General features: G+C 59.5%; 19 protein-coding genes and 1 riboswitch. Of the genes, 8 read left to right on the top strand and 11 right to left on the bottom strand.

Annotation, left to right across the window (positions count from 1 at the left end):
* Nucleotides 1-14 precede the first annotated feature (14 nt).
* The 3 genes from QO005_RS12135 to QO005_RS12125 all read right to left on the bottom strand — a co-directional run bounded on the left by QO005_RS12135 (nucleotide 15) and on the right by QO005_RS12125 (nucleotide 2,287).
* A complete protein-coding gene (locus QO005_RS12135; protein WP_307158294.1) occupies nucleotides 15-272 on the bottom strand; it encodes a hypothetical protein in 258 nt (85 codons plus the stop codon).
* Between the two features lie 591 nt (nucleotides 273-863).
* The gene (locus QO005_RS12130; RefSeq protein ID WP_370878055.1) at nucleotides 864-1,850 is read right to left on the bottom strand and encodes a copper chaperone PCu(A)C domain-containing protein; all 987 of its coding nucleotides are present in this window, start codon (nucleotides 1,848-1,850) and stop codon (nucleotides 864-866) included.
* 92 nt (nucleotides 1,851-1,942) lie between these two features.
* A complete protein-coding gene (locus QO005_RS12125) occupies nucleotides 1,943-2,287 on the bottom strand; it encodes a hypothetical protein (RefSeq protein ID WP_307158292.1) in 345 nt (114 codons plus the stop codon).
* Nucleotides 2,288-2,575: 288 nt separating this feature from the next.
* Nucleotides 2,576-2,662: riboswitch (glycine riboswitch) on the top strand.
* 148 nt (nucleotides 2,663-2,810) lie between these two features.
* Between QO005_RS12125 and gcvT the strand changes: the two genes are divergently transcribed.
* The 6 genes from gcvT (at nucleotide 2,811) to QO005_RS12095 (ending at nucleotide 10,184) form a co-directional block, all read left to right on the top strand.
* Nucleotides 2,811-3,950 carry a glycine cleavage system aminomethyltransferase GcvT gene (gene gcvT / locus QO005_RS12120; protein ID WP_307158315.1) on the top strand — a complete coding sequence of 380 codons (1,140 nt, stop codon included), beginning with the start codon at nucleotides 2,811-2,813 and terminating at the stop codon, nucleotides 3,948-3,950.
* 16 nt (nucleotides 3,951-3,966) lie between these two features.
* A complete protein-coding gene (gene gcvH, locus QO005_RS12115; RefSeq protein WP_307158291.1) occupies nucleotides 3,967-4,329 on the top strand; it encodes a glycine cleavage system protein GcvH in 363 nt (120 codons plus the stop codon).
* Nucleotides 4,326-7,184 (top strand): aminomethyl-transferring glycine dehydrogenase, encoded by a 2,859-nt coding sequence (gene gcvP / locus QO005_RS12110; protein WP_307158290.1) that lies wholly within the window; start codon nucleotides 4,326-4,328, stop codon nucleotides 7,182-7,184. The genes gcvH and gcvP overlap by 4 nt, the downstream gene beginning before the upstream one ends.
* Before the next feature lie 137 nt (nucleotides 7,185-7,321).
* Nucleotides 7,322-8,224: a LysR family transcriptional regulator gene (locus QO005_RS12105; protein ID WP_307158289.1), complete on the top strand. Its 903-nt coding sequence runs from the start codon at nucleotides 7,322-7,324 to the stop codon at nucleotides 8,222-8,224.
* Between the two features lie 123 nt (nucleotides 8,225-8,347).
* Nucleotides 8,348-9,538 (top strand): cupin domain-containing protein, encoded by a 1,191-nt coding sequence (locus tag QO005_RS12100; protein ID WP_307158288.1) that lies wholly within the window; start codon nucleotides 8,348-8,350, stop codon nucleotides 9,536-9,538.
* Between the two features lie 316 nt (nucleotides 9,539-9,854).
* Nucleotides 9,855-10,184: a flagellar basal body rod protein FlgC gene (locus QO005_RS12095; RefSeq protein ID WP_307158287.1), complete on the top strand. Its 330-nt coding sequence runs from the start codon at nucleotides 9,855-9,857 to the stop codon at nucleotides 10,182-10,184.
* A 36-nt stretch (nucleotides 10,185-10,220) separates the two neighbouring features.
* On the opposite strand, the gene QO005_RS12090 is transcribed toward QO005_RS12095, so the two are convergent.
* Together QO005_RS12090 and QO005_RS12085 are read right to left on the bottom strand one after the other, a co-directional pair.
* Entirely contained in the window at nucleotides 10,221-10,844 is a 624-nt protein-coding gene (locus tag QO005_RS12090; RefSeq protein ID WP_307158286.1) for a LysE family translocator, read from the bottom strand.
* Nucleotides 10,841-11,293, bottom strand: a complete 453-nt coding sequence (locus QO005_RS12085; protein ID WP_307158285.1) for an Lrp/AsnC family transcriptional regulator — start codon at nucleotides 11,291-11,293, stop codon at nucleotides 10,841-10,843. The genes QO005_RS12090 and QO005_RS12085 overlap by 4 nt, the downstream gene beginning before the upstream one ends.
* A 162-nt stretch (nucleotides 11,294-11,455) precedes the next feature.
* Here QO005_RS12085 and QO005_RS12080 point away from each other — a divergent pair, with 162 nt between their 5' ends.
* Both QO005_RS12080 and QO005_RS12075 read left to right on the top strand, forming a co-directional pair.
* Nucleotides 11,456-12,778, top strand: a complete 1,323-nt coding sequence (locus QO005_RS12080) for an MFS transporter (RefSeq protein ID WP_307158284.1) — start codon at nucleotides 11,456-11,458, stop codon at nucleotides 12,776-12,778.
* Nucleotides 12,779-12,958: 180 nt separating this feature from the next.
* Nucleotides 12,959-13,282, top strand: coding sequence for a hypothetical protein (locus QO005_RS12075; protein WP_307158283.1), 324 nt, complete (start codon nucleotides 12,959-12,961; stop codon nucleotides 13,280-13,282).
* A gap of 12 nt (nucleotides 13,283-13,294) precedes the next feature.
* On the opposite strand, the gene sufA is transcribed toward QO005_RS12075, so the two are convergent.
* The 6 genes from sufA to sufB all read right to left on the bottom strand — a co-directional run bounded on the left by sufA (nucleotide 13,295) and on the right by sufB (nucleotide 18,995).
* Complete coding sequence (sufA, locus tag QO005_RS12070; protein ID WP_307158282.1) at nucleotides 13,295-13,681, bottom strand: Fe-S cluster assembly scaffold SufA; 387 nt, start codon at nucleotides 13,679-13,681, stop codon at nucleotides 13,295-13,297.
* A gap of 89 nt (nucleotides 13,682-13,770) precedes the next feature.
* Nucleotides 13,771-14,151 carry an SUF system Fe-S cluster assembly protein gene (locus QO005_RS12065; RefSeq protein WP_307158281.1) on the bottom strand — a complete coding sequence of 127 codons (381 nt, stop codon included), beginning with the start codon at nucleotides 14,149-14,151 and terminating at the stop codon, nucleotides 13,771-13,773.
* A gap of 9 nt (nucleotides 14,152-14,160) precedes the next feature.
* Nucleotides 14,161-15,408, bottom strand: coding sequence for a cysteine desulfurase (locus QO005_RS12060; RefSeq protein ID WP_307158280.1), 1,248 nt, complete (start codon nucleotides 15,406-15,408; stop codon nucleotides 14,161-14,163).
* Nucleotides 15,401-16,675 (bottom strand): Fe-S cluster assembly protein SufD, encoded by a 1,275-nt coding sequence (gene sufD, locus QO005_RS12055; RefSeq protein WP_307158279.1) that lies wholly within the window; start codon nucleotides 16,673-16,675, stop codon nucleotides 15,401-15,403. Before sufD ends, QO005_RS12060 begins: the two co-directional genes overlap by 8 nt.
* A 26-nt stretch (nucleotides 16,676-16,701) precedes the next feature.
* Nucleotides 16,702-17,457 (bottom strand): Fe-S cluster assembly ATPase SufC, encoded by a 756-nt coding sequence (sufC, locus tag QO005_RS12050; RefSeq protein ID WP_027486425.1) that lies wholly within the window; start codon nucleotides 17,455-17,457, stop codon nucleotides 16,702-16,704.
* A 68-nt stretch (nucleotides 17,458-17,525) separates the two neighbouring features.
* On the bottom strand, nucleotides 17,526-18,995 hold the full coding sequence (sufB, locus tag QO005_RS12045; protein WP_307158278.1) for a Fe-S cluster assembly protein SufB: 1,470 nt from the start codon (nucleotides 18,993-18,995) through the stop codon (nucleotides 17,526-17,528).
* Nucleotides 18,996-19,153: the final 158 nt, after the last annotated feature.

The raw sequence follows: 19,153 nt of genomic DNA, 5'->3' as shown, positions 1-19,153 counted from the left end.
GCTTGCAGGCAGTGTCAGTAGAATTTACTGTCTAATTCCCTCGGCCCATCACCCTCCCCAAGCGGCAGCATCTCATAATGCCGCACCGCCTGCGGTACACGCACCAACGCCTCCTGCTGCACGCTTTTCACGCGCAGCCGATAGCGCAGCAGCAAGGCCAGCACGCCGAGGGTGAAGGCTGGGGGGATCAGGAGCCAGAGGGCTTTCACCAGATCGGGGGATGCGCGGTAGGTGGCGAGGAGGTCGGCTAGAAAGCTGTATTCGTTATGCATTGGCGCTCTCGGTCTCGTGTCCATATCGCTGAACCTTGCGGCAGATGTGCCGGATCAGCGCCAGCGGCGTGGCGGGAAAGCTCTGTTTCCGCACCCGTGCTGGAAGGTGAAAACGGGAGCGACCACAGAGGCTGAAAGCCTCTGGTGGCCGGGAGAGTTAGAAAATCGCGGATTAAACGACCGCCCTGCCCTTTAGACTTGCGCCTTGGACATACGACAGGGCCTCCCCAGCCATAGCGATGGTCAGAGAGATACCATATAGACATGGTTCTTCCGCCCAGCCACAAACCTATGGCTGAGGGGGCATCCCGTGCGGGGGATGCCAGCCGTAATCCGTGAGGTTTCTACGCCTCAGGACCGGCCCGTTACCTCCGGTCCCGTTCGCACCCTAGCGCATTCGGGTTGTGCTGCCCACTGCTACTTTTAAGGGTTATCGGGTTTTATCCCGAAGAAATTCGGGGGCGGCAGCGCAGCCCGCCACGGACTTAGAGCACGCCCGGTGAACAAGGGTTCACCGGGCGCGCTCTAAGCTTTTGTTTTTACGCATTTCCGGGCGGAAAACCGCAACTACACTTTTCTCGGGGCAATGCTCTATTTCCCAGTCACCGGCAGATCCAGGGTGACGGTTCCGGCTTTTTCGAAGGTCAGTTGCACGGGCACCTTGTCTCCGGCTTTGAAGGGCTGGCGCACCTCCATGAACATCAGGTGATAGCCGCCGGGCTTCATTTCCAGCTTGCCGCCGGCGGCGATGGGCAGGCCGCCATCCACCTTGCGCATTTTCATCACATTGTCCTGCATGGCCATTTCATGCAGTTCCACCCGGCCCGCAGCGGGCGAGGACAGCGAGAGGAGGCGATCCTGCCCCTCGCCCTTGTTTTCGATGGTCACATAGCCGCCGCCCACCGGCTGGCCCGGCAGCATGGCCTTTACATAGCCGCCGCTCAGCGCCAGCGTGCCAAGCTTGCCGCTGCCTGCTTCCGCCGGTGCGGTGCTTGCCTCCATACCGGCCATATCGTGATTGGCCATTGCCGTGTGGTCGTGCTCTTCGGCGGGGGCAGCCTGCGCCACCATCAGCAGCGGAGCGGGCGATTTCAGGCTGTGCGGATTGGTTCCGGCAGGCGCGATTTCATCCCACGCCACCTTGGCATCCGCCCCGCACAGTTGCACCACCTTGAAAGGCAGCGCCGTGCCCGGCTGAACACCGGAGACTTTGCCGTAAATCACAAAGGTATCGTAGAAATCATCCGGCAGATTGCCGTTTTTCCAGCGCACTTCCACCAGCCCCTCGGTCAGCGGTTTGCCGTGGTTATCATAGGATTTCTCGTATTTTCCCTTGGTCAGATCCAGCTCCCAGCCGGGTTTCGGCTGCGGCTTGGCGGCAATGAAGCCTTCAGGCAGCTTGACCTGCACCTCGGTCGTGGCCTTGCCATCACAGCCATGCGGCACCTGCAACACCGCGCTCACGTAGGATTCGGGGTTTACCGCGCCATTGGCAAAAGTGGCATGCGCCATGGCCTGCGAGGCGGCAAAGGCGGCGGGCATCGCCAGCAGAAGGGCGGAAAAAGAACGATAGCTCATCATGGGTCTCCCGGCGGAGCGGCGCATTTATGGTGTTGAGGCGCGCATCCGCGATTTCGATCTGTGCAACAGTGTTTCCGGAAACAGAAGCGTCAGATCGAAACGGGTGGCCCCCGCGAGCGCGGCTTTGGCGTGGCGAGAGCATGAAGGCTGCCAGCGGCAAACCGCAGAGGGTTGGAGAGCGTCGCGGTTTCGGGGTGGCTCGCGCCATCCTCCGGCGCGGCGGGCAGAAGAATGGAGCCTGCCAGAATGCAGGCTTCGCAAGGTGAAAGCAGCGCCGCCGAATCGCCCGGCTGGCCAAGGCCATGATCGCCGAAGCAGATGTCTGGATTACTGCCATCGGGCAATTGAAATTCCAGCCGCAGCGCCAGATCGGCAAAGGCGGGCGGCGCACGGTGGGCAAAGCCCAGCGCCAGCAGGGCCAGCGCACAGGCCACACGCAGCCATGCACTGAAGCTGGCTTTACGTGAATATGGCCCTGAAACTCGCCCTCTCCGCATGCTGTAAAAATCCTCCCCGCCCACAGGCTTATCGGACTTGGCCTGAAAAACAAGAGAGCTTTCGCATGCAAGGCTGGGGCTACACCTTGCGCCAGATCAACCCTGGAGCATCGTGCCGCAAACCGGTTCCTACTTTTCGGTCCGATGCTGTATCCAAACGACAAAATTTTGTTTCTGAGCGACCCTCCCCCTTGCCAAGCCACCCTCACCCCGGATAATGCCCGCATGACCTTGTAGGGAGAAACCGGTTCACTCCGGTGCCGAAGGAGCAACCGCCCCGGAAACTCTCAGGCGAAAGGACCACAAGGCGTCAACGGACTCTGGAGAGAGGCTTGTCTCAAACAAGCCACGCCGAAGGGATAACAATCTCAGGCAAAGGGACAGAGGGGGCTCATGAACCGGCACAACCGTGCCTAGACTTGAGCATGTGCAGGCAAAGCCGCACAAACCGGAGGCGCATGTGACCGACCCGACCCCTCTCAAACGCACCCCGCTTTACGATCTGCATGTGGCGCTCGGCGCACGCATGGTGCCCTTTGCCGGTTATGACATGCCGGTGCAATATCCCGCAGGCGTGCTGAAAGAGCATCTGCACACCCGCGCCAATGCCGGGCTTTTCGACGTTTCGCACATGGGGCAGGTTGTCCTCACCCCGAAGAGCGGCAAGCTGGAAGATGCCGCCCGCGCGCTGGAAAGCCTCGTGCCCGTCGATATTCTCGGCCTCAAGGAAGGCCGCCAGCGCTACGGCTTCTTCACGGATGAGACCGGCGGCATTCTCGATGACCTGATGATCACCAATCTCGGCGATCACCTCTTCGTGGTGGTCAACGCCGCCTGCAAGGAGGCGGACCTTCACCATATGCAGGCCTATCTTTCCGAAAGCTGCACCATCAAGCTTCTGGAAGATCGCGCGCTGCTGGCCCTGCAAGGCCCGCGTGCCGAACAGGTGCTGAGCGAGCTGTTTGCCGGTGTCGCAGGCATGAAGTTCATGGATGTGCGGGAAGTGATGCTGCTGGATGTCGCCTGTATCGTCTCCCGCTCCGGCTATTCCGGTGAGGACGGGTTTGAGATCTCCGTCCCGGCAAACAAGGCCGAAGCTCTCGCCAAGGCACTGCTGGAGCATCCAGATTGCGAGGCCATTGGCCTTGGCGCGCGCGATTCGCTTCGGTTGGAAGCCGGTCTCTGCCTCTATGGCAATGACATCGACGCCACCACCTCGCCCATCGAAGCCTCGCTGGAATGGGCCATTCAGAAGGCCCGCCGCAGCGGTGGCGAGCGCGAAGGCGGCTTTCCGGGTGCTGCTCGCATTCTCCGCGAATTGCAGAGTGGCACCACGCGCCGCCGCGTGGGCCTGAAGCCGGAAGGCAAGGCCCCGGTGCGCGGCCACGCCAAGCTCTATGCCGATGCCGAGGGCAAGACCGAGATCGGTGAAGTCACCTCCGGTGGCTTTGGGCCGACCGTCGAAGGCCCGGTCGCCATGGGCTATGTGCCGGTCAGCCATGCCGCCCCCGGCACGCAGATTTTCGCGGAGGTTCGCGGCAAATATCTCGCCGTGACCGTTGCGACGCTTCCTTTCATCACTCCCACCTACAAACGCTGATCCTCCGGAGAGACCCATGCTGAAATTCACCCCTGAACATGAATGGCTGAAGATCGAAGGCGATGTTGCCACGGTTGGCATCACGGCCCACGCCGCTGGCCAGCTTGGCGATCTGGTGTTCGTGGAACTGCCGGAAGTGGGCGCCACCTTTGCCAAGGATGCGTCGTCCGCCACGGTTGAAAGCGTCAAGGCGGCTTCGGATGTCTATTGTCCGCTGGAAGGCGAAGTGGTCGAGGTCAACCCGGCGATTGTCGATGACCCGTCGCTGGTCAATTCCGACCCGCAGGGGGCGGGCTGGTTCTACAAGTTGAAGCTCGCCAACCCTGCCGACGCCAACAGCCTTCTCGATGAAGCCGCCTATAACGAGCTGATCGCATGACCACGGAATTTCAGTTTACCGACTACCAGCCCTATGATTTCGCCAATCGGCGGCATATCGGCCCCTCGCCCAGCGAAATGGCGGATATGCTGAAGGTGGTGGGCTATAACAGCCTCGATGCGCTGATCGACGCCACGGTCCCCGCTTCCATCCGCCAGCCCGTGCCGCTCACCTGGGGCGCGGCCATGACGGAGCGCGAGGCGCTGGACAAGCTGCGCGAAACGGCCAACAAGAACAAGGTTTTGACCTCGCTGATCGGTCAGGGCTATTACGGCACCATCACGCCGCCGGTCATCCAGCGCAATATTCTGGAAAATCCGGCCTGGTACACGGCCTATACGCCCTATCAGCCCGAGATTTCGCAAGGCCGTCTGGAAGCGCTGTTGAACTTCCAGACCATGGTTTGCGACCTGACCGGCCTCGATGTCGCTAACGCCTCGCTCCTGGATGAAGGCACCGCCGCCGCCGAAGCCATGGCCATGGCCGAGCGCGTGGCCAAGGCGAAATCGAAAGCCTTCTTCGTCGACGCCGCATGCCACCCGCAAACCATCGCCGTGATCCAGACCCGCGCCGAGCCGCTGGGCTGGAAGGTGATCGTCGGCAATCCCTTCACCGATCTCAATCCCGGCGAAGTCTTTGGCGCCATTTTCCAATATCCCGGCACCAACGGCCACGCGCATGATTTCACGCCGCTGATCGATGCGCTTCACAATGCGCAGGCGATTGCCGCCGTGGCGGCCGATCCGCTGGCGCTGCTGCTTCTGAAGTCTCCGGGCGAAATGGGGGCGGATATCGCCATCGGCTCCACCCAGCGCTTCGGCGTGCCCATGGGCTATGGCGGTCCGCATGCGGCCTATATGGCCGTGAAGGACGCCTATAAGCGTTCCATGCCGGGCCGTCTTGTCGGTGTCTCCGTCGATGCGCGCGGCAACCGCGCCTACCGCCTGTCGCTCCAGACCCGCGAACAGCATATCCGCCGCGAAAAGGCCACCTCCAACATCTGCACCGCGCAGGTGCTGCTGGCGGTGATGGCCTCCATGTATGCGGTGTTCCATGGCCCGCAGGGCCTGAAAGCCATTGCCCAGCAGGTGCACCAGAAGACGGTTCTGATGGCCAAGGGCTTGGAAAAGCTGGGCTACACCATCGAGCCGGAAACATTCTTCGACACCATCACCGTCGATGTCGGCCATATGCAGGGCCTGATCCTCAGGGCCGCCGTGGCGGAAGGGGTCAATCTCCGCAAGGTCGGCGCCACGAAAATCGGTATGTCGCTGGATGAGCGCACACGGCCCGCAACGCTGGAAGCGGTGTGGCGCGCCTTTGGCGGCAATTTCAGGGTGGAGGATTTCGCACCGGAATACCGGTTGCCGAAAAACCTCCTGAGAACAAGCGATTACCTGACGCATCCGATCTTTCACATGAACCGTGCGGAAAGCGAGATGACCCGCTATATCCGCCGGTTGTCCGACCGCGATCTGGCGCTGGACCGGGCGATGATCCCGCTTGGCTCCTGCACGATGAAGCTGAATTCTACAGCGGAAATGCTGCCGATCACCTGGCCGGAATTTTCCGACATGCATCCCTTCGCGCCTGCCGATCAGGCCCTGGGCTATAAGGAAATGATCGACGATCTTTCCGAAAAGCTCTGTGCCGTGACCGGCTATGACGCGATTTCCATGCAGCCCAATTCCGGCGCGCAGGGCGAATATGCGGGGCTTCTCACCATCCGCAACTATCACATTGCCCGCGGCGAAGCGCATCGCCACGTCTGCCTCATTCCAACCTCCGCGCACGGCACCAATCCCGCCTCGGCGCAGATGGTGGGCATGACGGTGGTGCCGGTGAAATCCCGCGACAATGGCGATGTGGATCTCGACGATTTCCGCGCCAAAGCCGAGCAATATGCGGCAAACCTCTCCTGCTGCATGATCACCTACCCGTCCACCCATGGCGTGTTTGAGGAAACGGTGCGGGAAATCTGCGCCATTACCCATCAGCATGGCGGCCAGGTCTATCTGGATGGCGCAAACATGAACGCCATGGTCGGCCTCTCCCGCCCCGGCGATATCGGCTCGGATGTCAGCCACCTCAATCTGCACAAGACCTTCTGCATTCCCCATGGCGGCGGCGGTCCGGGCATGGGGCCGATCGGCGTCAAGGCGCATCTGGCCGCCTATCTGCCCGGCCATGTGACCACCGATGGCCGTCCGGGTGCGGTCTCTGCCGGTCCTTACGGTTCGCCCTCCATTCTGCCGATCAGCTGGTCCTACTGCCTGATGATGGGTGGCGAGGGCCTGACGCAGGCGACCAAGGTGGCGATCCTGAACGCCAACTATATCGCGGCCCGGCTGAAAGGCGCCTACGAGGTGCTTTACACCTCCAAGGCTGGCCGCGTGGCGCATGAATGCATCATCGACACCCGCCCGCTGAATGAAAGCGCCGGCGTTTCCGTCGATGATGTGGCCAAGCGCCTGATCGATTGCGGCTTCCACGCGCCGACCATGAGCTGGCCGGTGGCGGGCACGCTGATGATCGAGCCAACCGAGTCGGAAACCAAGGCCGAACTCGACCGCTTCTGCGAGGCGATGCTGGCCATCCGCGAGGAGGCCCGCGCCATCGAGGAAGGCCGGATGGACAAGGTCAACAACCCGCTGAAAAACGCCCCGCACACGGTGGAAGACCTCGTCGGCGAATGGGATCGTCCCTATAGCCGCGAAGAGGCTTGCTATCCGCCGGGCGCTTTCCGCGTGGACAAATACTGGTCGCCGGTGAACCGGGTGGACAATGTCTATGGCGACCGCAACCTCGTCTGCACTTGCCCGCCGATGAGCGAATATGCGGAAGCCGCAGAATAAAACCGCCTTACCCCTGAAACCCACCTTTGTTCTGCAAAGGTGGGTTTTGATTTGAGTAAGTGATTTTTGTCATACATTTCCCGTAAAGGTTGATAGTATCCATCCACTCTTTTCGCAGCGAAGCTGGGAGGCTTCGAGTGGACCCTATTCATTTAAAGACATTTTTGACCGTGATCGATTGCGGCAGCTTTTCAGGCGCTGCCAGGGTGCTGGGACTCTCGCAGCCCACCGTCAGTGACCATATCAAGCGTCTGGAGCAGTTTGCCGGCCAGCGGCTGTTTGAGCGCGATACGCATTCTCTGGCGCTGACCCGGCATGGGGAGGCCATGGTGCCCTTTGCCCGATCCATAACCGAAACCACGGAAAAGGCGCGCTCCTTCTTCGAATCGGCCAGCAAGCGCCACAGCCTGCGTTTCGGCGCGTCGGAGGATCTGGTGAATGAATGGCTGCCGGATGTCATTCGCACTTTCACCGCCAATCATCCCGAGATCGATATCGATTTCACCATTGCTCTCAGCGAAGAGCTTATTCAGAAATTCGACGATGGCGCTCTGGATATCGTCTTGTGCAAGCGCGGGCCGCAAAGTCAGAAGAAGGGGGACGTGATCTGGCGCGAGCCGCTCGTCTGGCTCTCGGCCACTGGCACGCCGGTGATCCGCGATGGAGAAACGCAACTGGTGCTCTATCCGCCCCCCAGCATTACCCGTTTCAAGGCGGTGGAGGCTATGGCAAGGGCTTCGCGGCCCTGGCGCATTGCCTTTAGCAGCAGCACCTTGAACGGGCTTGCGGCTGCGGCACGCATCGGGCTTGGCATGATGGCGCATGCGCGCCTGCTGGCTCCTCCCGGCCTGCTTGAATGTTATGGCTTTCCCGACCTGCCGCCGCTTGGCGAGCTGGAATTCGTGCTGCTGCACCGCAAGATGCTGATGGCGCCGCTCAAGGCGCTGTGCGAAGCCATCCAGGCCAAGGTTCTGGTGGAAGCGAGGAGTGGTCGGAGCTTGGCCAAAATTGACGAAATTCAAGGCGGAACAAGCATTTAATTCACTTCATAAGAAGCGCCTATAACTGTTATAGGCAAAGCAAACGTACCAATTCATGGATGCACGTCATAGCTGTTGCACGGTGAGGTTCAGTCCTTGCGATTCAAGCGACAGGAGAATGATATGCAGACAGGTCGACGTGGTTTTCTGGGTGCCGCGGCCCTTGGGGCGGGTTTGGTTTCCTTCGAGAAGCTGGCGGAGGCGGCCATGGTGCACGATCATGGTGATCCGGGTGCAGGCGGCTTTGGCCGCAATGCCTCTCCGCTTTCGGGCGGCGTGGATGTGGCCTATCACGATCCCAAAGACGTGGCCGAAATGCCCGATTTCCGCTTTTCGCTGGATGGCAATGCGCCCAAGGTAACCTCCGGGGGCTGGGCCAAGGAAGCCACCGTGCACCAGTTCCCGATCAGCAAGGGCATTGCCGGTGTGCATATGTACCTGAACCCCGGGGCCTCGCGCGAATTGCACTGGCATGCCATTGCCGCCGAATGGGCTTTCGTTATCGAGGGCGAATGCCAGACGGTGGTGCTGGAGCCCTCGGGCGCCAGTGAAATCAACAATTTCAAGCCGGGCGATCTCTGGTATTTCAAGCGCGGCCATGGTCACGCCATCCAGTGTATCGGCGACAAGCCGTGCCACTTCATCCTCTCCTTCGACAATGGCGCCTTTTCCGAGCATGGCACCTTCTCCATCACCGATTGGGTGGACCTGACGCCGAAGGATATGCTGGCCAAGGAATTCGGCGTGCCCAAGGATATCTTCGACGCCTTCCCCAAGGGGGAGGTCTATATCCAGCAAGGCCCGATCCTGAAGGCGGCGGATGCCACGGAGGCGCCGTGGCCGAAGGAATCTACACACAAATTCCGCCTTCTGGCCGATAACCGTGCCGTGCGTGATTTCGATGGCGGCAGCTTCCGTCTGGCGACCGTGGATGAATTCCCCGCCTCCTCCACCATGTCCGGCGGCCTGATGGTGCTGAAGCCCGGCGAAATGCGCAGGCTGCACTGGAACGTCAACGCCAATGAATGGCACTATTATCTGCGCGGCAAGGGACAGGTGGCAATGTTCGGCTCTGGCGGGCGCGGCAAGGTTGCCGAATTCAAACCGGGCGATGTCGCCTATATTCCCATGGGCTTCGGCCACGCCATCCGCAATGTCGGCGATGAGGATCTGGAAATTGTCCAGACCTGGGACAATGGCAAATTCGAGGAAATCGATCTCGACCGCTGGATCGCCACCAGCCCCAACTATCTGCTGGGCAACAATTTTGCGGGTGTTTCCAAGGATACGCTTTCCTCTCTGAAGAAGGCTTGATAGCCCTCGACCTTTCTAGTGGTTTGATTGTGACATTTGCTACCCTGTGCAGCACCCTCGAGAGCAAATGTCACAATCATGAAAACCACTAGCAACCTTATGATTCTAGTGGAATTTTCGAATTTGACATTTGATCCTCGAGATCACCGCAAATGGGTATCAAATGTCAAATTCATTCCACTAGCGCCGCCATCAACTGCGATGGTGGCGCATGCAGTCCTTCACGCCTCGTAAAGCATGAGTTGAAGCTCTTCAGCGCAAGCCTCCGCCGTCCTCTATAAGTATTGCCTCACAGAGGATGATGGGGACGGCCCAAATGAGCATTTCCGCGATCATGAACACCGCGACATCCGGCATGCTGGCGCAGCAGACCCGGGTCAACAACGCGGCGCAGAACATCGCCAATATGGATACGCCCGGCTACAAGCGCCTGCGCACCGAGCTGTCCTCCACTGCCTCCGGCGTGAAAGCGAAGACAGTCCAGTCTCAGGAAGAGCCTGCCACGCCGGATAGCTCCACTGTCGATCCCCTCGATGAAATGGTCGATCTCATCTCCAGCGAAAACAGCTTCAAGGCCAATGCCAAGGTGTTCGAGGCAGGTGCCGATCTTTGGGACGTGCTGATGACCATGAAGAAGGACGACTGACTCCGTCTACAGAACGATGGTCGTCCCATATCGGGTTCAAGCCCAATACTGCCGCGCTGCAAGCGATAGCGTGACCACGCCGAACCCGATGAGGAAAACGGCGGACGCGCGGCTGACCCAGACGGTAAAATGATCCGGCAACCGTCTATGCAGCCAGTTTACCGTGCCGCACAGAATGCACCACCAGGCCAGTGAGCCCAGAAACACCCCCGCTACCAGAAAGAACGGGCTGACGCCTTTCGTATCGGCCAGCCCTGCCCCGGCAAACAGCACGGCAAAGCCGAAGATCGTGGCTGGATTGGTGATGGTCAGCAGAAATGTGGAAATCGTGGTCTTCACCAGATCCGCAGCCTCCACCTTGGCGGCGGCAACGGCGGGCCGTGCCTGAAAGATGCGGATGCCCATGATGAGAATGAGCAGGCCACCGATAATCTTCAGCGGCAGGGAGATCGTTTCCAGCACGTGCTGCGTGGCGGCAAAGCCTGCGGCGGCAATGACCGCAAAAATCATGTCACCGATCGCGGCCCCCAGACCGGCGGACACCCCGTACCAGAAGCCGCGCTCCATGGTGCGGTTGATGCAGAGCGTGCCAATGGGACCAATCGGCGCGGCAACCGCAAAGCCGAGCAGAAAACCCTTGACGAGCAGAAGCAGGATCATGCGGTCTCCGTTCCGGTGCAGGTCTTTTCCGCCACGGCGGACAGCGAAATCATGGTTTCGCTCCGGGCAAGGAAGCGACGGCTCTTGGTTTCCGCGAGGAAGGTTTCAATATCCTGAAGATCCCTGAGCCGCAGCTTCAAGAGATAGGACCAGCCCCCCGTCAGGTGGTGGCATTCCTCCACCGCAGCATGGGATGCCGCGAAGGCACGAAAGGCCTCCTCCGAGGCTTCCGTATGCAATTGCACGAAGACGAAGGCGGTGATCGGCAGGCCGATTTTGGCGTGATCCACCTCTACCGTGAAGCGCTTCACGACGCCTTGCTGGGTCAGACGGCGAATCCGGTCATTGACCGAGGAGGGTGACAGCCCCACCCCCTCGCCGATCTCAGCAAGCGAGCGACGCGAATCATCGACCAGAAGGTCCAGAATTTTACGATCTATCTGATCCAACTTGGAACCTTTCCGGCCTCTCTATCGATTTTCAATGTTTTTTGCGATGTTTTCCCTCGCATACCGCAAAATAAGGGGGAAAAAAAGCGCCTGGGCGAAAATTTTCTTGTTCTTTGGAGCATTTGCAGTGAAATTCAGGATTGTATTTCCAGGGGAGGTAACATGACCCACGGCCAACAGCTTCAAAAGCAGGATGGCGAGGACTATGCCGACATGGGACGGCGGCTGAAATCGATCTTCAGCGGCTCCATCGGCAATCTCGTCGAGTATTATGATTTCTATGTGTATTCGGCTTTTTCCCTTTATTTCGCGCAGAGCTTTTTTCCCAATTCCGACCCCACGGCCCAGCTTCTGAATGCCGCAGGCATTTTTGCCGTCGGTTTCATCATGCGGCCTATCGGCGGCTGGTTCTTTGGCGCCTATGCCGACCGGCGCGGCCGCAAGGAGGCGCTGACGCTCTCCGTGCTTCTCATGTGCTTTGGATCGCTGATGGTTGCGGTCACGCCGGGCTTTGCGACGATCGGCTATGCGGCACCCGTCATCCTCATGGTCGCCCGCATGCTGCAGGGCTTGAGCCTGGGCGGTGAATACGGCACCAGCGCCACCTATCTCTCTGAAATGGCGACGAGAGAACGGCGCGGTTTTTATTCCAGCTTTCAATATGTCACGCTGATCATGGGCCAGCTTTCGGCCATTCTCGTGCTGCTTCTGCTGCAACAGGTGCTGCTGACACCGCAGGAACTGGAAGCCTGGGGTTGGCGCATCCCCTTCGTGATCGGTGCGGGCCTGGCCATCATTGCCCTCTACCTGCGTCGCGGCATGGCGGAAACCGAGCAATTCACCCGCAAGGCCGCCGGGCAAAAAATCAGCCCGCTTCGGGAGTTGATGAACTATCCGAAGGAAGTCGCCATCGTTATCGGCCTCACTCTGGGCGGCACGGTCGCCTTCTATACCTACACCACCTATATGCAGAAATTCCTGGTAAACACGGTGGGCCTGACCAAGACCGATTCCACCCTCGTCTCCGCTGGCGCTCTGTTTGTCTATATGTGCCTGCAGCCCGTGGTGGGTGCGATTTCCGACAAGGTTGGCCGACGTCCGGTGCTGCTCACCTTCGGCGTTCTCGGCACGCTCTGCACCGTGCCCCTGCTGACGACACTCAGCCATGCCGGTTCGGCCCTGGAAGCGGTGATCATCATCATTCTCGCGCTCGCCATCGTTTCAGGCTATACGGCCATCAATGCCGTGGTGAAAGCCGAACTTTTCCCCACCACCATAAGGGCGCTCGGCGTTGGCCTGCCCTATGCGCTTACCGTGTCCATCTTCGGCGGCACGGCGGAATATGTGGCGCTCTGGTTCAAGCAGGCGGGGCATGAAAGCTGGTTCTACTGGTATGTATCCGGCTGCATTGCCATTTCTCTGGTCATCTACGCCATCATGCCGGATACCCGCCAGACCTCGCATATCGATCGCGATACTGCATAATTCCTTAACTCGGAATCGATTTAAGGCTAAAATTATGCAGCGGATATAAAGCGCTACAGCGCCGTACGCCATATATGGCGCACGGCGCTGTAGCTGACCTTTTCCGGTCTTACCCGTCGAGACGATAGCACAACGAGAGATTGTCCCTATACTGGCAGAAACAGAACGGGGGCAATCATCATGAAATCATTCACTCTGGGCCTCGCGCCGCAAAAGCTCTGGCAGGCAATCAATCCCTGGACCTATGTTCAGCAAGGGGTGCAGCAGGTCGGCCTGATCAATATCTCCCTCGGCTCGACCCCGTCACCGGAAACCGAGCAGGATGTTCTCGATGAAGTGGGAAGTTATGGCCGGCAGATCGGCCGGATCAGCGAGGCGCTTGAAGTGCTCATCCGCCATGTCCCTCTGGAGAAGCTTTCCGAAGACGAGACCCACGCCTTGAATGCCTTGAAGGCACAGGTCAGCAGCGTTCGCAGGATCAAACAGAGGCACGGTCGGCGATAATGATCGCTGCCATCAGGCGGTGGCGGCTTCCTTCGCCTTGGCCAGTTCGGCCAGATCGGCTGCCTTCAATTCCACAGATTCGCCACAGCCGCAGGCCGAGGTCTGGTTCGGGTTGCGGAAGGTAAAGCCGGAGCGCAGGGTCGTGGTTTCGAAATCGATTTCGGTGCCGAGCAGATAGAGAATGGCTGCCGGATCGATCCAGACATGCGCACCATCCCGCTCGATATGATCATCCTTCGGGTTGGGTTCCGTTACGAGATCGATGGTATATTCCATCCCGGCGCAACCGCCCTTTTTCACGCCCACCCGAATGCCCTTGGCATCAGAGTTCGAACCCTCGACAATTTCCTTGACGCGGTTTGCAGCCACGTCGGTCATGGTCATCACAGCGAAGCCCATGTCAGTCTCCTTCTCGCAACCGGGTTCAAGGTCCGGCGCTTCGTTCAGGAAATGTAATTCTCAGCAAGGCTCAGGACAAGCAGCAACTGTCAATACCAGCCGACAGCCACCTGTGCTTCTTCAGACATCCGGTCCGGCGTCCACGGCGGATCGAAGGTCAGCTCTACATCCACGCCGGAGACACCTTCGACCGCGCCAACGGCGTTCTGCACCCAGCTCGGCATTTCCCCGGCCACCGGGCAGCCCGGCGCGGTCAGAGTCATGACGATTTTGACCATGCGGTCGTCTTCGATGTCGATCTTGTAGATCAGCCCCAGTTCGAAGATATCCGCCGGAATTTCCGGGTCGTAAACGGTCTTCAGAGCCGCCACGATATCATCGGACAAACGCGCCAGTTCCTCCTGCGGAATGCTGGACTGCACGATGCCTTCGCGGACATCCGGCTTCTGTTCGTTTTCACTCACGCTCATGATCTTTCCTCAGGCGAAGAAGTCCCTGGCATAGGCAAGCGCCTCGGCCAGCGCGTCCACTTCTTCCCGCGTATTGTAAAGTGCAAACGAGGCGCGGCAAGTGGATGTCACGCCAAAACGGTTCAACAGCGGCTGGGCGCAATGGGTTCCGGCCCGCACGGCCACACCGCGGCGGTCAATGACCATGGAAACGTCATGAGCATGGATGCCCTTGAGCTCGAAGGAGAAAATGGCTCCCTTGCCCGGCGCATCGCCAATGATCCGCAGCGAATTGATCGCGCTCAACCGCTCACGGGCGTAAGACGCCAGATCCGCCTCATGGGCTGCAATGGCCTCCCGGCCCAGCGTCTCCATGTAATCCAGCGCATAACCCAGACCAATCGCCTGAACGATCGGCGGCGTACCGGCTTCGAAGCGATGCGGCGGCTCGTTATAGGTCACCATATCCTCGGTGACGTCGACGATCATCTCGCCACCGCCCATGAAGGGCTGCATTTCGCGCAGCCGGTCCATGCGACCATAGAGTACGCCAATGCCTGAAGGACCATAAAGCTTGTGCCCGGTCATCACATACCAGTCGCAACCGATATCCTGCACATCGACAGGCATATGCACCGCGCCCTGGCTGCCATCGACCAGAACCGGAATGCCACGCTCACGCGCAATGCGGCACACGTCCTTGACCGGGACCACAGTGCCCAGGGCATTGGACATATGGGTGATGGCGATCAGCTTGGTGCGCTCGGTCAACCGCTTTTCAAACTCTTCGAGGTGAAAAGCACCGTCATCGTCCACCGGCACCCAGACGAGCTTTGCGCCCTTGCGCTCCCGGATGAAATGCCAGGGCACAATGTTGGAGTGATGCTCCATGATGGTGAGAACGATCTCGTCGCCCTCGCCGATCTCCTTCATGCCATAGCCATAGGCCACCGTATTGATGGCCTCGGTGGATGACTTGGTAAACACCACCTCATCCACCGAGGGTGCATTGAGAAAACACCGCACCTTTTCGCGGGCTGCCTCATAGGCGTCCGTGGCGGCATTGGAGAGAAAATGCAGGCCGCGATGCACATTGGCATATTCATGCGAATAGGCATGAGTCACCGCATCGATCACCACCTGCGGCTTTTGAGCGGATGCGCCGTTGTCGAGATAGACCAACGGCTTGTTGCCATGAACGGTGCGCGACAGGATCGGAAAATCCCGCCGCACCGCTTCGACATCATATCCGCCCATCCGCTTTGCCTGATCAGCCATGATGCTCCAGCCAGTTGGAAATGACCCCTTCCAGGGCCTCAACCAGCGCCTCGTCTTCCAGTTCCTCGACGATCTCGGCCACGAAGGCGTTGATCAGAAGGCCGCGCGCCTTCTTTTCCGGAATGCCGCGCGACATGAGGTAGTAGAGATGAGTTTTCAGAATGTCGGCAACCGTCGCACCATGGGCGCATTGCACGTCGTCGGCAAAGATTTCAAGCTCCGGCTTCACCGAAAACTCGGCGTCGTCCGACATCAGCAGCGTGTTGCAAGCCATACGGGCATCGGTTTTCTGCGCATCGGGCGCCACCCGGATCTGCCCCTGAAAAACGCCGCGCGCCTTGTCGAACACCACGTTGCGGATGATTTCCGTAGAGGTGGTGTTCGGCACGTCATGACCGAGCGTCATGGTTACATCCGTATGGCTTTCGCCACCCAGGAGATTGACGCCGCGCAGCGTGAAGTCCGCGCCCTCGCCCGCCGTCGCCACATGCACTTCCTGACGGACAAGCTTGCCGCCGGCATTGATGATGAACAGCTTGAGCCGGGAATTGGCACCAAGGCTGGCCTTGCACTGGGCCAGATGCGTATCGCCCTTGCCCTGCTGCTGCACGATGATCCAGAGAACCTCCGCGCCATCGCCCAGCACCAGATCGCTGACGGAAGACACCAGCCCTTCGGCTTCCGAGGTGTTGAAGTGCCGCTCGATCACCGTGGCCTTCGAACCAGCACCGAACGATGCCGGAATACGGATATGCGATTGCCCGCCCGCCTGCACGGCCTGGATTTCGATGATCTGCTCCACCTCGGCCTCGTCGGCCACGGCAAGAGAATAACCATCCCGCACGAAGCTGCCGTTCAACCGGCCAATGGCATCGTCATCGCCCCGCGCCACCAGACCGGCAGCAGCAGTTCCCTCCAGCAGGCTCTGCTGGTAACGGGTGATCGTCACACCTTCCGGCGCATGCATGTCGATGGACTTGCCCTGACGCAGTTCCACCACCTTGGAGCCTTCCACCAGCGGCGCGCCGCCCTTGGCATCCTTGGCGGGAAGCGCATCCGGAATGGCGCGCAGCAGCGTCTTGAGGTCGGTATAGTGCCAGCTTTCGATGCGCCTGGAGGGCAGGCCGCCCTTTTTCAGGTCATCGAACAAAATGTCGCGCGCGCCGAGGACAGCGCCATCGCCCGGCAATTCGCCGAGCTGGGCACCATAGGCCTCTACGAGCTGCGTCTCGGCCGCAGTGGACCGATTGGCCGCTTGCATGTTCATGTCAAAGCTCCTTGTCCCTGCCGCACTCAGGCCGCCTGGCCGGTAATGTCGGCATAGCCATTGGCTTCCAGTTCCAGCGCAAGGTTCTTGTCGCCGGTCTTGACGATCTGGCCCTTGTAGAGAACGTGAACCGTATCCGGCACGATGTAATCCAGAAGGCGCTGATAGTGGGTGATGACGATGGTGGCGCGATCCGGACGCTTCAAGGCGTTGACGCCATCGGCGACGATCTTCAGCGCGTCGATATCCAGGCCGGAATCGGTCTCGTCGAGAATGCAGAGCTTCGGCTCCAGCAGCGCCATCTGCAGGATTTCCGCACGCTTCTTCTCACCGCCGGAGAAGCCGACATTCAACGGGCGCTTCAGCATATCCGGGTTGATCTTCAACTCGCCTGCCGCTTCCTTGACGCGGCGCATGAAGTCCGGCGTCGAAAGCTCCTCTTCGCCACGCGCCTTGCGCTGCTCGTTCATGGCCACCTTCAGGAACTGCATGGTGGCAACGCCCGGGATCTCGACCGGATACTGGAAGGCCAGGAACACGCCCTTTGCGGCGCGCTCCGCCGGGTCCAGCTCCAGAATGTTCTCGCCGTTGAAGAGGATTTCCCCTTCGGTGACTTCATAGTCTTCGCGACCGGAGAGAATGTAGGACAGCGTGGATTTGCCGGAGCCGTTCGGGCCCATGATGGCAGCCACTTCTCCGGCCTTGACGGTAAGGTTCAGGCCACGAATGATCTCGGTGCCGTCTTCAGCGATCCGGGCGTGCAAGTTCTTGATTTCAAGCATGTGACAATCCTTTCGGACGAAATGGGTCGGCGCCGCAGCGCAAAAATGAAACGGTGAAGTCGGCCTGATCAGCCGACCGAGCCCTCAAGGCTGATATTGATCAGCTTCTGCGCTTCCACGGCGAATTCCATCGGCAGTTCCTGGATCACCTCGCGGACGAAGCCGTTGACGATGAGCGCGATGGCTTCCTCTTCCGGAATGCCGCGCTGCATGGCGTAGAACTTCTGGTCCTCGGAGATCTTCGAGGTCGTGGCTTCGTGCTCCACCTTGCCGGTCGAGTTCTTCACCTCGATATAGGGCACGGTATGGGCGCCGCACTTGTCGCCGATCAGCAGCGAATCGCAATTGGTGAAATTGCGCGCATTGGCCGCCTTGCGATGCATGGATACCTGACCGCGATAGGTGTTCTGCGAAACGCCAGCCGAAATGCCCTTGGAGATGATGCGGCTCGACGTGTTCTTGCCGAGATGGATCATCTTGGTGCCGCTATCCACCTGCTGATGGCCGTTGGAAACGGCAATCGAGTAGAACTCGCCACGGCTGTCATCCCCGCGCAGAATGCAGGAGGGATATTTCCAGGTAATGGCCGAGCCGGTTTCCACCTGCGTCCAGGAAATCTTAGACCGCGCGCCACGGCAATCGCCGCGCTTGGTCACGAAGTTGTAGATGCCGCCCTTGCCGTCCTTGTCGCCCGGATACCAGTTCTGGACGGTGGAATACTTGATTTCGGCATCGTCCAGCGCCACCAGTTCCACCACGGCGGCGTGAAGCTGGTTTTCATCGCGTTGCGGCGCGGTGCAGCCTTCCAGATAGGAAACGTAAGCCCCCTCTTCCGCAATGATCAGCGTGCGCTCGAACTGGCCCGTGTTCTTCTCATTGATGCGGAAATAGGTGGAAAGCTCCATCGGGCACCGCACGCCCTTCGGCACGAAGACGAAGGAACCGTCGGTAAAGACCGCCGAATTCAACGTGGCATAGTAATTGTCCGTGGTCGGAACCACCGAGCCCAGATATTTCTGCACCAGTTCCGGATGTTCGCGAACGGCTTCGGAAATGGACATGAAGATCACGCCCGCCTTCTTCAGCTCTTCCTTGAAGGTTGTGACGACCGAAACGGAATCGAAGACGGCATCGACAGCAATCTTCGAAGACTGCACACCCGCCAGGATTTCCTGTTCCTTCAGCGGAATGCCGAGCTTTTCATAGACCTTCAGCAGTTCGGGATCGACATCATCCAGAGACTTCGGGCCTTCCGCCGTTTTTGGCGCGGCATAATAATAAATGTCATTGAAGTCGATTTTCGGATAATCGACGCGCGCCCAGGTCGGCTCTTCCATCGTCAGCCAGCGGCGATAGGCGTCCAGACGCCATTCCAGCATCCATTCCGGCTCACGCTTCTTCGCGGAGATGAAACGAACGATGTCTTCCGAAAGCCCCTTCGGCGCCTTATCCACTTCGATGGTCGTTTCAAAACCATACTTGTACTGATCGACGTCGATCTGGCGAACCTGATCGATCGTTTCCTGTACGGCAGCCATTCTCGTTCTCCAATCTTGCCGGGTCCAAGGTCCGGCAGCTTGTAAACTCCGCATCGCCGGTCTGGCCAGCCATGCGATACTGTCTAGGGGAATGCCCCTTATCTAGGAACGGAGTGCGAAAAATTCACCCTCTCCCCAAAGTTTATCTGGGGTTTCTA

It is taken from the genome of Allorhizobium paknamense (assembly GCF_030815125.1).
Lineage (GTDB): Bacteria > Pseudomonadota > Alphaproteobacteria > Rhizobiales > Rhizobiaceae > Allorhizobium > Allorhizobium paknamense.
The sequence above is the reverse complement of the archived record's forward strand: the minus strand, read 5'-3'. Positions and strand labels throughout refer to the sequence as shown.

Coding starts and splice junctions, on each gene's coding strand:
- QO005_RS12065 (WP_307158281.1), bottom strand. CDS start 14,151: ATGAGCGTGAGTGAAAACGAACAGAAGCCGGATGTCCGCGAAGGCATC.
- QO005_RS12075 (WP_307158283.1), top strand. CDS start 12,959: ATGAAATCATTCACTCTGGGCCTCGCGCCGCAAAAGCTCTGGCAGGCA.
- gcvH (WP_307158291.1), top strand. CDS start 3,967: ATGCTGAAATTCACCCCTGAACATGAATGGCTGAAGATCGAAGGCGAT.
- gcvP (WP_307158290.1), top strand. CDS start 4,326: ATGACCACGGAATTTCAGTTTACCGACTACCAGCCCTATGATTTCGCC.
- sufD (WP_307158279.1), bottom strand. CDS start 16,675: ATGAACATGCAAGCGGCCAATCGGTCCACTGCGGCCGAGACGCAGCTC.
- QO005_RS12130 (WP_370878055.1), bottom strand. CDS start 1,850: ATGAGCTATCGTTCTTTTTCCGCCCTTCTGCTGGCGATGCCCGCCGCC.
- QO005_RS12095 (WP_307158287.1), top strand. CDS start 9,855: ATGAGCATTTCCGCGATCATGAACACCGCGACATCCGGCATGCTGGCG.
- QO005_RS12080 (WP_307158284.1), top strand. CDS start 11,456: ATGACCCACGGCCAACAGCTTCAAAAGCAGGATGGCGAGGACTATGCC.
- sufC (WP_027486425.1), bottom strand. CDS start 17,457: ATGCTTGAAATCAAGAACTTGCACGCCCGGATCGCTGAAGACGGCACC.
- QO005_RS12090 (WP_307158286.1), bottom strand. CDS start 10,844: ATGATCCTGCTTCTGCTCGTCAAGGGTTTTCTGCTCGGCTTTGCGGTT.
- QO005_RS12060 (WP_307158280.1), bottom strand. CDS start 15,408: ATGGCTGATCAGGCAAAGCGGATGGGCGGATATGATGTCGAAGCGGTG.
- QO005_RS12135 (WP_307158294.1), bottom strand. CDS start 272: ATGCATAACGAATACAGCTTTCTAGCCGACCTCCTCGCCACCTACCGC.
- sufA (WP_307158282.1), bottom strand. CDS start 13,681: ATGGGCTTCGCTGTGATGACCATGACCGACGTGGCTGCAAACCGCGTC.
- QO005_RS12100 (WP_307158288.1), top strand. CDS start 8,348: ATGCAGACAGGTCGACGTGGTTTTCTGGGTGCCGCGGCCCTTGGGGCG.
- sufB (WP_307158278.1), bottom strand. CDS start 18,995: ATGGCTGCCGTACAGGAAACGATCGATCAGGTTCGCCAGATCGACGTC.